We start from the raw sequence: 11,327 nt of genomic DNA on the forward strand, positions 1-11,327 counted from the left end.
TAATATTATTAACTCCAATATTTAAGATATTTTTGGTTCCATCGTAATTGATAAATCCTCCTTGTGAATTTTGCTCAGTAAAACGTAAATATCTTGAAGTATTGTACCCCAATACACCTATATTCCCCTCATTAACTTGTAGTTTTTCTGCTGGCGATAATGTTCCAATTCCAACATTACCTGTAGAACCTAATTTATTTTGTGCTTTTAATTTAGAAGTTAACAACGTCAAGCTAATAATTATAATAAGCTGTAATTTCATTTCAATGTATTTTATGATTTTTATTTTGCCCTTGATTTTAGTAATTAAAATCATATACGCAAATATCAATCAATTTGTTTAAGTTTTCTTAATAATTTATTCTAATATTATTTTCTTTAACATTTTCAATTTTTTTTATTTTATCATGTTTATTAATCATATCTAATGGTTATGAAATATTATAGTTTTAGTTGTTTAAATTGCTGATTGCAAGTTCAATATAAATTTTTTAGACTTTAGCTAAATGCATAAGGAGTTTTTGTATAATTTCGCCTCATTTTTTATTAAGAATTGACTTATGAGGTATTTATTTGCCGTTACTATTATCTGGGCTTTTTCGTTTAGCTTAATTGGGGTTTACCTTTCTGGGTATGTTGATGCATGGTTTTCTGTACTGATGCGCATAGGAATTGCTACACTAATATTTTTGCCTTTTTTAAAGTTGAAGGATATTAAAACAGAAACAATTTTAAAACTTATGGCTATTGGTTCAGTTCAATTAGGTTTAATGTACTGTTTTTATTTTCAGTCGTTTAAATATATAACTGTGCCCGAAGTATTACTTTTTAGTGTGTTAACACCAATTTATATCACTTTATTGAATGATATGTTAAGTAAGCAATTTCATAAAGTACACCTGCTTACTGCATTAATTGCTGTTTTAGGAGCCGCTTATATTCAATACACAAGTATTAGTGAACAAGTGTTTTTAGGTTTTATGATTACGCAAGGTGCTAATATTTGTTTTGCCATTGGTCAAGTGGCCTACAAGTATTTATTACAATCTACACCAGAAATACAAAAAAAGCCAAAGCATACTATTTTTGGGTTATTCTTTATTGGTGCATTTATAGTAGCACTAATCGCTTTTTTAATTCTGGGATATACAGAAAAGTTACCAACCACATCAGTGCAATGGGGAATTTTAGTTTATCTAGGAGCTATAGCTTCAGGTATAGGTTATTTTTTTTGGAACAAAGGAGTCGTTAAAGTAAACGCAGGCTCATTAGCGATAATGAATAATGCATTAATTCCGTTAGGTTTAATAGTTAATCTTGTGATATGGAATAAAGAGGCAGACCTTATAAAAATTTTAATTGGCGGGAGTTTCATTTTTGCTTCCCTTGCACTTAATGAATATATAACGAAAGGCATTAGGGGTTAATCATGTTGTAGTTAACTAACTACAAAATTGCTAATTAGCATTGGTTTTTTTATACTTATGTAATAAGTCTAAAGCAATGTGACAATAACTATGGTCTTCTGGGTGCAAGGTCAATCTATGTTGGTGTTCTGCATCACTTAAGATAAAACTTGTTAAAGGAAGTACTTCTATAGCTATTTTTTTATTTTTACAGTTTGATAACTGTTCTACTTTTTTTATGCATTTTTTGGCTTCTAGCAAATGATTTATATCATTACTGTAAATGCCTGTACGATATTTTTCTCCTACATCATTACCTTGTTGGTTAATACTATAAGGATCAATAATTTCTAATAAATAATGAATTAAATCTTCAACTGAAACAATCTTAGCATCAAAGGTTGTTTTGACACATTCAGCATAACCGTCATAGGCAGTTTTAGTAGATTGTGAAAAACCATTAGCTCTGCCAGCTTGCGTATCTAGTACACCAGGTATGTGTTTAAAAAACTCTTGTACACCCCAAAGGCAACCGCCAGCAATATATAGTGTCTCCATTGATAATAGTTGTTTTATTTTTAATTACGACCAAAGTTAAACATATAGTATTAAGGGGTAAAACAAACAATTAGGTTTAACTAAACAGTAAACTTAATTTTAATATTTTTCTATTGACTTATGCTCTATTTGACTGACTCAATAAAAAAGCTCAAACCAAAGCTTATGCCTACTATAATAATATCTAAATTTAACGAAGATTTTGTTTGTTTTTTACCTCAGTTCTTTGTTTTAAAACGTTTATTTTAATCAGATTATATTTTTTTATCATTTGTTTAGAAAAGTATATATTCGCCTCCCAAAAAAAATACGATGGAAAAAAAGGTTCAGCTCGATAAGGATTCAATAAGACCATTGTTTTTTAAGTATTATATTCCTATCCTCACAAGTCTATTGTCAATTACTATATATCAAGTGGTAGACGGAGCAATTCTTGCAAATTACGTAGGTAAAGAAGGAGTAGCAGCAGTTGGAATGTTTGGAACAATAATTACGATTTTTATTGCATTTGGCTTAACATTGGTAATAGGGGGCGGGATATTGATTGGAAAAAATATCGGTGCTGGTAATTATACGAAAGCTCAAGGGGTTTTTCAGTTTACGACTACTCTTGCTATATTATTTGGACTTATAATAATATTATTAACTCCTTTTACTGTAAATTATATAGTTTCTTTTTTAGTTGGTAATTCTGAAGGTGAATTATTCAACAAAACCATAGATTATATGTTCTGGGGATTTATGTGGATACCAGTTTTTCTTTTGAGGATGATTTTAGGAAATGCTATCAGTCATGATGGTGCTCCAAAAGTGACCAGGAATGCTTCTATTTTTGGAGTAGTAGTAAATATTATATTAGACATATTACTCATTATTGTATTTCCTTTTGGTACAGCTGGAGCTTCTATTGCTACAGGTATTTCTGTGTTATTATCAGTATGTTATTTGGTTTTTTATATCAATAAGGAGAACGGACATTTACGGATTCGAAATTATAAATTTACACTTAAATTAAAGGAATGGAAAGCGTTACTCAATTATGGGATACCATCGTTTGTGTCTGAGATATCTTTTTCCATTGGATTACTATTAATCAATATAAGGCTCGCTCAATTTGGAGCAGTTTTTGTTTCTGTTTTCGGTATTGTTAATTATTTGAGTTTCATTTTTTTGAGACTATTTACAGCAGCTATGATTTCTACATTACCTATTATGTCTTTTAATATAGGTGCAAAATTACCAAATAGAGTGCTTGATGTTTTTAAGTTTTCTCTTTTATTTACTTTCGTTCTTGGTATTGCAGTTGTTTCTTTAGGTTTTCTAATCCCCGAGTTTCTTGTTACAATATTTTCAGGTTCTGAATCAGAAGAGTTTAAAAAAATGGCCTCAACCTCATTAGGTTTATTTTTCCTCTTTTTCATAGTAGCAGGCCCTAATTATATTCTTGGAGCTTATCTTCAAAGTATTGGAAAATTGGTTCCATCAATTGTATTAAACTTACTTAAAGGATGTGTTTTAATAATTATCCCTTTATTTTTAATTCCCGATTACTTAGGTGATGAAAAGCAATGGATATGGCTCTCTCGTACTTTTGCAGAAGTTACTGCTTTTATCTTAGTCGGTTTTTATGTGTTTAATCGACGTGATTCTTTTTTCAGTCATCAGGCAATATTGAAGTAATTTTCTTGGTATAATTACATGTCTAACTAACAACATATCTTCTGTCCTACATGTTTTGTATTTATTTTATAAAATGTAAAAAGCTTTGATTTAAGCACCAAAACCCTTATTGTTTTTACACTTTGTTGGCAGTAGTATTTATTTAAAAGACAAACAAATATTACTAAATGTAATGTTTGTTTGTCTTTTGGGTGTATTTGCTTTACATTTGTTTAAAATTAAAACATAGTATTATGAAAGTAAATTATCTATTCCCTAGTAAATACAAGAAAATCGGTTGGTTGATACTTATTCCGTCCATAATCATTGGTTTAGGAACTCTTATATTAGAGTACGAACCAGATTTTTTTAATTTTAATGTTCCTGCTATTTTTATTGAGAAGCTTTTTGGTAAAAAACAATTTATTGGAATAGTGAAGAACAATATTTTAAATGAAATCTTCGGAATTTTAGTAATTATGAGTTCATTACTAGTCGCTTTTTCTAAAGAAAAGTCAGAAGATGAATATATATCAAAAATTAGATTAGAGTCTTTGGTTTGGGCGGTGTATGTGAATTATGGAATTCTTTTGTTTTCATTTTTGTTTATTTTCAATTTTTCCTTTTTGTGGGTTATGATTTTTAATATGTTCACAGTCTTAATATTTTTCATAATTAGATTTAACTGGCAAATTTTTAAACTTAAATAATTAGCTAATTATGAAGAATACTATTAAAGTCGAAAGAGCAAAAAAGAATATTACTCAAGCCGAATTAGCAAAATTAGCAAAAGTTAGTAGGCAAACAATTAATGCAATGGAACTAGGGAAATATGTTCCGTCGACAGTTTTAGCTTTAAAATTAGCTCAAATTTTCGAAGTTGAAATTAGCGAAATCTTTATTTTGGAAGATTCAGATTGGGTTTAGTACATATTACTGCCAACGACTAGGATAAAGCTTATTTTTTCTTTTTTCTTTCCCTTGTTAAAAAATCCAAAAGATTTTGCGGACTTTGTAAATAAACCCAAGCCATTAAATCTAGCACTTTACGCCCTATTTGCTATAGGTATTGTTCTAAGCAGTTTTTAGTCCATCCTTTTTTAGCTTTTGCTTAATTCGGTTATCACAATAAAGTCCAACCTTTACATCTGAATTTTCAAGAAAAATCAAAACTTTTGAAATCTCAATCAAATTTTTGTCTAAAAAGATGTTATATTTCTTTCCTGATTTAAAATCAACTCTCAGGCTGGCATTCATACGAAAACCTTGAAGAAATCCAGCTTCTTCGATTTCGTTGTATTTAAATTCCTTTCGATTATTTTTTAATACTCCAAAAGGCTTTTTAAGTACAGCTTTGTCATCATATAAAATAAGTTCCCAAGCAGATAAGCGTACAAAGATTTGAAAGGTCAAACCTATTGTTGCAATTCCAAGAATCAAATATTTCCAACTTCTCGGTGGATGTCCATAAAAGTCAACCAGATAAAAAAGTCCAAAAATAGATGCGACTATGACCAATATTACTCCTAAAGGTAATAGTAAGTTTTGTTGGATTATATGTACTGGTTTATTTTTCAAATTGTTTAGAACATACGAATATGTGTACTAGTACACATATTTCTTATATATCAGTGCTAAAATAAAACATATTAGGTTTAGTTAACTGCTTGTTTTTTGAAAACTTAAGCACAAGTAATCAACATTTTATAAAAAATATAGTTGGTCTTTTAAATTATTTTAAAGCTACCCAATTATTTTCTTTGGTAATTGGTTTTTTCACTTGTACCATCTGGGTTTACAAATTCATAGCTATAATTTCCGTTCTCCCAACCATAGTTTATAACATGAACCAAAGAATCTATGGTATAAGTTAAACTGTATTGTTGTGGTTTTGGGTTTTTAAAATCAGTAATTGCAGCACCTCTTAAAGGTTTCAAGTCTGGGCGAACACCTTTAGTTTTTGCTTGTGGCATAATTTCATTTTCAGGCGCTTTTGTTCGTTGATTAATTTTTACTTTACCTTTCATAGCAGCAATTAAATACGGATATTCTTTTACAGCATGGTATTGATACGTACTATCGGAAGTAAAGCGGCCTAAATTTTCATCCAGTTGTTCTGTAGTTTCTCCGTAAACAGGAAAACCATCTAATGCATAAGCAATTGGCTTATTGGAGCCCACTTTAGTTTGTAAGTGCGAAGGTGGTAAATGGTAATGGTAATCATCAGCTCTACCACAATGGCCTCCCCATTTGTCTAATTCTCCAATAACATTAGCATCTTCACCACGATTGTTTAAAGGGTTAAAAATAGGAATTCCGTTTGCTGCAATAGCAATGGCACCTTTCATAAAATTATCTTTTGTAGAAAGTGAAGTTGTCGCCAATTCGGGTTGTAAAGGAATCGCCCATGCATTCTCACCAGAATAATCATGATTTATAGGCACTTGTTGCTGCCAATTGGTGATACCCGTCATCATTTCATGCTCAGGAATACCGTCTGATTCTATATAAAAGTAGTCATCATCATGTCGTGTAGTCACTTTATCAAAAACCCCGAATACAGATTCTAAAAACGCAATATTGTTGGTTGCTATTTTTAAGCTTTTAGTTGTCGAATTACCTTTACAGCCTATGAGCAAAACCACGGCGCTTAATATGCTATATGCAATAAGATTTGTTTTTGATTTTCTCTTAACATTATAAATAACGAATAGGAGTAGGGCTAGTCCTGTAAATAAAAATATACTTGAATAGTGAATTGAAAATGTATTTTCTGTTTTATGAGGAGTATTTTTTAGTCTAATCCAGTTCGCTTTTTTTAAAATAAAATTTTGATCAGCTTTAGAAAAATCAATGATATTGAATTTTAAAATTTCATGATTTCTATCAACTAAATACACTACATCACCTTCTTTTTGTAAAAAATCGGCTTGTATAGTTTTTTCATTGTGTATTAATTTCCAAGATTTTATGAGTGTACCATGACCGCCTACATGTGCAAAAGTTTGAAACGTGAATAGGAATAATGTAAGTAATAGAATTAGCTTTTTCATTTGTATGTTATTTATTAGAATCTGTAAAAGTTAAAGTAGTTCTATCAATAACTTTAACTTCAGATATAGCTTTCATAAAAGTTTCTAAATCAACATCTAGAGAATTGCTTCTAGGTAGTGATTTTGGAGTTTCTGATAGTGCAAATAGGGCAATAGTATATTTATGCTCTCCTGGTCCGCGAGAACAAGGTGAGGTGTATGATATGGCTGTTCCATCTTTATTTGATCCCATGTACCAGTTTGGGTTATTGGCCATTTTATATGGAATTTCAGATATTGATGGGTTAATATCCCATAATAGTAAATATGAATTTATCTCTGTTTTATCATCTTTTTTAGGGTAGTGGTACATTACTATGGCTAATGAATTTGTGCCCTCAGGCACATTGGACCACGATAGCGGAATAGAGTTTTCTACGTCGTCTACTTTTTTTTCACATTTAAATTCTTCTAATAATTGTCCGTTGACAACCGCTTTACTACTTAATTTAAAATCAGAGTTAATGGTTTCAAAATCATCGTAGTTATAAAAAGTAGCTTCTTTTTTAGTGTTGCATGAACTTAAAAAAACTAAAACTAATGTGATAGCAATACATACGATGTTATTTTTCATTTTATGATGATTATTTAACGGTATAACGTACTAAAACCTCATTATCTAAAATAATGTTAGTTGCCCATATAAATTGAGCATCGTGTTCTGAATCATCAAAAAGAGCAGTGAAATTGGTATATGCAGGCTTGTTGTCTACTCCTATAGTTTTGTTGGTGTAGGTTGTTGCATTTGGCCATTTTGATGCATCAAAATTTGTTTGCATCCAATCAGTCGGTAATTCCCAATGTAATGCATAAAAATCTGTCCCGTCTTGTCCACCTTCGGTATCACAATTCTCAGAATAGCGGTACGCACCGTCTTCCGTCACACAACTTAAATCTGTTATCGGAGCCGTATAATAGGTTTGCGCTTTCCAATTTTCATCAGTTATAGCAACAACATTATTTGCATCATCTTTTACAACGGCAACCATACCGCCATCTCCTGCATGGTAAGGTTTGCCTCGGTTTGCTTCACAGCCAACACCAAGGTGTTCTTCCCAGTCCACCAATTTCATGGCAATGGTAAAAGGCTTTTGAGCTTTGAATTTTACGACACTAGAATTAAATTCAGTAAAAGGGACTTTGTCTTTCCCAACAGGAATCCCGTTTACATACATTTCAAAATAATTATCAGCAAAAATATAGGCCGTAAAAACTTCTCCGTCTTCATCAATGGTTACGGTATTAGTATCATCAAAATTTGATAATGCTTCTTCTGGTGTTGCATAGTTTTTCCCTTCGCATGAATTGAATAAATCTGTCGCAAACGGAAAATCTGCATCTGTATAATTTGTTTGAGCCGGAACAATCCATTTTTTACTATCTGTGGAGGTTATTTCACCGACATCAGTTTTTCTGCCACGCTCACAGCTGTAAATATCTTCAGCAACTGTTTTTGCAATTCCTTGAGTAACACTAGCAGTACCTTTATAATTTGCAGCTTCAGAAGTTTCAGTGGTATTGCTCTCTGTTTTTTTTGATTTTTTTTCAGCACAACTTATGCTTACTAATAGTGTTAATAACACAATAAATTTAGTATTCATTATAAGTGTTTTTTTTAGATTTATAATATCGCAATATGTAGTATATCTATTGCATAATGTAAAAAAATGTATTTTAATTTAATAGTATAAAACTACAAAATATCAATAACTAAAGGTGAAGATTGTACTGCTTATTAGTACTGTAGAAGTTAAATTTCTGCTAATTATTTTATGTAAATATTTCTTGGTAACAATAATTTATTTGAATTTTAAGGAAGTTTTCTAATTTCAAGATTTACCATCACTTTTTGAGTGTAGTTAAAGTAGCTTTATTTCCTCATTTTTATAAGCTATTTGGTATTTGATTCCTTTTTCAACTAATATTATTTCAAATGCAGAAGAATATGCTTTATCGTTAGTAGGGAACCAGTCTTTAAAAGTCTTGTTTATGCATATAAAAAGACCATTTTCATCGCCAATAGCACAAAACCGATCAAAGCTACCATCATATATTTCAATACCTGTTAGGTTTGTTAATTGGTTGAATACTTTTTCAATGTCTAGCGTTGGAACTCCTATTTCTGAAATTTCAAGAAACTGTTTTGAGTTAAATTTATATTCCGATGCGTTGTTTAAGTTTTTACGAGCAATAAGCTCAACTATATTTTTGTCTTTATCATAAAAATAGACTGCTTTCGCATTCCAAGAATCAAAATTTTGTATTTCATTATTCTCATCCATTAAAACTTTTACTTTAGGCTTTAGCCATTCTAAAGCTTCATTTTCTTTATTTGAAGGAATATTTATAGCGAAATGATATGATGTTGTTTCAGGTTTATATTCTATATTTAATATTGATTTTCCAAATGCGATTAAAACATTTTTAGCTGAACTTTTTATAATAGTTAAACCTAAAACCTTAGCATAAAAATCTGCCTGCTCATTAATTTTTGAACTATATATTTTTAATTCTTTAATCTGCATTTTAAGGTTGTTTTGGTTGATTTTTTGCCTCAGTTCTTTGTTGGCAACTGGCTTTATTTAGATTTTCCAATTGAATCTTTCTTTTGTCTTAGAATCAGCACCTAATTTTTCATAAAACTCAATTGCTTCTTTATTAAAATTAGGTGTTTGCCATTGAATTTCAGAACAATTTATAGATTTCGCATATACCATTATTTTATTCATAATTTGTGTTCCTATGCCTTTTCCTCTAGTTTTTTCATTTAAATACAAACAATCTAAATAGATATAATAATTTGCATCCCAAGTAGAAAACTGTTTCATAAAGGTTGCGTAACCAACAATTTCATTATTAAGTTCTACAACTAAACATTTTACAACATCAGTACTGAAAATATAATTACTTAATTTGTCTAGATTATGATCACTTAAAGCGCTCGCCTTTTCAAATTTGGCGTGCGCTTTAACTAATTTTTTTATAGCTTCGAAATCTTTTTTTTCTGCAATTCTTATTGTCATAAATTATCAATTTAACAAGCACATTCAAACATAGAGCCTTTTGTAGAATTTGTTCCTTCGGTTGCATAGCCGTCAAATTTCCACCATTCAATTCCGCCCATAAGTTCTTTTACTTTAAATCCCAATTTACTCATTTTTAATGCACCTTTTGTGGAAGCATTACAACCAATTCCGTCACAATAGGAAACATACGTTTTGGATTTGTCAAGATGTTTTGTAGTTTCTTCGTTCATTTCTCTGTGCGGAATGTTAATTGCTGTAGGAATATGTTCTTTATCAAATCCAAAAGCTTGTCGTGCATCTAGCGCAATATACTCTGTACTGTTTTCAAAACCATCATATAAATCTGAAGGGTTCATTTCATAAGCTAATTTGTTTTCGTAAAATTTAATTTGTTCGTTCATAATTTTTAGATTTTAATTTGATACAAATCTAATGGCATTGATTGTTTAGAAATAGTATTGAAATTGAATGATTCTAATTTATAAATGAAAATATTTCAAATTCAGCTTTATCATATTGTTGTAACTTTGAAGCTATGGAAATCAAATACTTTAGACTTATAAAAACAATTGCAGAAGAAGGTAGTATTGCTAATTCATCAGATAAATTATTTCTAACTCAATCGGCTTTAAGTCATCAATTAAAGGATTTAGAAGGGCAACTTGGATTTAAGGTTTTTCATAGAACTAGAAACAAATGGGTTTTAACTGAAGAAGGAAAAGAACTCAACAAACTTGGTGGTGAAATATTGAATAGTTTAGAAAAGGGATTTGATACCATTAAAAGGATAAGAAAAGGTTCTATTGGTAATATAAAAGTAAGTACAGAATGCTATTCATTTTATCAAGGTTTACCAAACTTTATTCAAAAAATGGGGTTGTTGTATCCAGAAATTAACCTTGAACTAATTTTGGAAGCAACACATCAACCAATTTCAAAGTTATTGTCAAATGATATTGACATTGCTATTGTAACCTCAAAACCTGAAAACAGTCTATTATCAAGTATAGAAATTTTTGAAGATGAAATATATGCAATTATGCATAAAGAAAATATTTTAGGCGATTTAGAATTTTTAGATGTAAGTGATTTTTCAGAAGCACATTTAATCATACATTCTTTTCCACTAGAAACTGTTTCTGTCTATGAACATTTTCTGAAACCGAATAAAATAATTCCTTCTAAAATTTCCGCTATTCCACTTACAGAAGTTGCATTAGAAATGATTGTCGCAAATTTTGGGGTAATGTGTATGCCAAAATGGGCATTAAAATCTTTCAAACTTCCAGAGGAATTGATTTATAAAAAAATTGGAAAAAACGGATTAAAGAGAAATCATTTTTTAGTTATTCGTTCTGCTGATAAATCTAAAAAGTATATTCAAGATTTTATTTCAAACTTTACAGACGAATTTTCATTTACGTACAGTTTTTAGCTTGTTGCCAACGTGATTGTGTATGGTTAGTTGCGTGGTTAAGCAACTAAGTTAGTAAACTTTAACGAACCCGTGAAAATTCCGCAGGAATTTTCGCAAGTAGGCTAGAACCAAGCAATTAATTATACACGGTGTGCCTGTTGCACAAGTT

14 protein-coding genes are annotated in these 11,327 nt (G+C 30.2%); 5 read left to right on the top strand and 9 right to left on the bottom strand.

The window, feature by feature from the left end:
* A partial coding sequence (locus KO500_RS15870; protein WP_215957542.1) for a hypothetical protein occupies positions 1 to 262 on the bottom strand: 262 nt, incomplete at its 3' end.
* 298 nt (positions 263 to 560) lie between these two features.
* Here KO500_RS15870 and KO500_RS15875 point away from each other — a divergent pair.
* Complete coding sequence (locus tag KO500_RS15875) at positions 561 to 1,427, top strand: EamA family transporter (protein ID WP_215957543.1); 867 nt, start codon at positions 561 to 563, stop codon at positions 1,425 to 1,427.
* Positions 1,428 to 1,457: 30 nt separating this feature from the next.
* Here the strand turns inward: KO500_RS15875 and KO500_RS15880 are convergent, their stop codons facing one another.
* Complete coding sequence (locus KO500_RS15880) at positions 1,458 to 1,964, bottom strand: peptide-methionine (S)-S-oxide reductase (protein ID WP_215957544.1); 507 nt, start codon at positions 1,962 to 1,964, stop codon at positions 1,458 to 1,460.
* A gap of 312 nt (positions 1,965 to 2,276) precedes the next feature.
* Here KO500_RS15880 and KO500_RS15885 point away from each other — a divergent pair, with 312 nt between their 5' ends.
* The 3 genes from KO500_RS15885 (at position 2,277) to KO500_RS15895 (ending at position 4,550) form a co-directional block, all read left to right on the top strand.
* Positions 2,277 to 3,644 (top strand): MATE family efflux transporter, encoded by a 1,368-nt coding sequence (locus KO500_RS15885; RefSeq protein ID WP_215957545.1) that lies wholly within the window; start codon positions 2,277 to 2,279, stop codon positions 3,642 to 3,644.
* A 233-nt stretch (positions 3,645 to 3,877) separates the two neighbouring features.
* Positions 3,878 to 4,333, top strand: coding sequence for a hypothetical protein (locus KO500_RS15890; protein WP_215957546.1), 456 nt, complete (start codon positions 3,878 to 3,880; stop codon positions 4,331 to 4,333).
* Between the two features lie 10 nt (positions 4,334 to 4,343).
* Entirely contained in the window at positions 4,344 to 4,550 is a 207-nt protein-coding gene (locus tag KO500_RS15895) for a helix-turn-helix transcriptional regulator (protein ID WP_252732581.1), read from the top strand.
* A gap of 147 nt (positions 4,551 to 4,697) precedes the next feature.
* Here KO500_RS15895 and KO500_RS15900 read toward each other — a convergent pair whose 3' ends face one another.
* The 7 genes from KO500_RS15900 to KO500_RS15930 form a co-directional block, all read right to left on the bottom strand.
* A complete protein-coding gene (locus tag KO500_RS15900) occupies positions 4,698 to 5,201 on the bottom strand; it encodes a hypothetical protein (RefSeq protein ID WP_215957547.1) in 504 nt (167 codons plus the stop codon).
* A gap of 173 nt (positions 5,202 to 5,374) precedes the next feature.
* Positions 5,375 to 6,676 (bottom strand): YHYH protein, encoded by a 1,302-nt coding sequence (locus KO500_RS15905; RefSeq protein WP_215957548.1) that lies wholly within the window; start codon positions 6,674 to 6,676, stop codon positions 5,375 to 5,377.
* Positions 6,677 to 6,683: 7 nt separating this feature from the next.
* A complete protein-coding gene (locus KO500_RS15910; protein ID WP_215957549.1) occupies positions 6,684 to 7,289 on the bottom strand; it encodes a YbhB/YbcL family Raf kinase inhibitor-like protein in 606 nt (201 codons plus the stop codon).
* A 10-nt stretch (positions 7,290 to 7,299) separates the two neighbouring features.
* The gene (locus tag KO500_RS15915) at positions 7,300 to 8,316 is read right to left on the bottom strand and encodes a hypothetical protein (RefSeq protein ID WP_215957550.1); all 1,017 of its coding nucleotides are present in this window, start codon (positions 8,314 to 8,316) and stop codon (positions 7,300 to 7,302) included.
* Between the two features lie 258 nt (positions 8,317 to 8,574).
* On the bottom strand, positions 8,575 to 9,240 hold the full coding sequence (locus KO500_RS15920) for a VOC family protein (RefSeq protein ID WP_215957551.1): 666 nt from the start codon (positions 9,238 to 9,240) through the stop codon (positions 8,575 to 8,577).
* 57 nt (positions 9,241 to 9,297) lie between these two features.
* Positions 9,298 to 9,738 carry a GNAT family N-acetyltransferase gene (locus KO500_RS15925; RefSeq protein ID WP_215957552.1) on the bottom strand — a complete coding sequence of 147 codons (441 nt, stop codon included), beginning with the start codon at positions 9,736 to 9,738 and terminating at the stop codon, positions 9,298 to 9,300.
* Between the two features lie 11 nt (positions 9,739 to 9,749).
* Complete coding sequence (locus KO500_RS15930; RefSeq protein ID WP_215957553.1) at positions 9,750 to 10,142, bottom strand: rhodanese-like domain-containing protein; 393 nt, start codon at positions 10,140 to 10,142, stop codon at positions 9,750 to 9,752.
* Positions 10,143 to 10,276: 134 nt separating this feature from the next.
* On the opposite strand from KO500_RS15930, the gene KO500_RS15935 reads away from it, so the two are divergent.
* The gene (locus KO500_RS15935; protein WP_215957554.1) at positions 10,277 to 11,176 is read left to right on the top strand and encodes a LysR family transcriptional regulator; all 900 of its coding nucleotides are present in this window, start codon (positions 10,277 to 10,279) and stop codon (positions 11,174 to 11,176) included.
* The last annotated feature ends 151 nt before the right edge of the window (positions 11,177 to 11,327 follow it).

This window comes from Cellulophaga baltica, assembly GCF_018861125.1.
GTDB lineage: Bacteria > Bacteroidota > Bacteroidia > Flavobacteriales > Flavobacteriaceae > Cellulophaga > Cellulophaga baltica_A.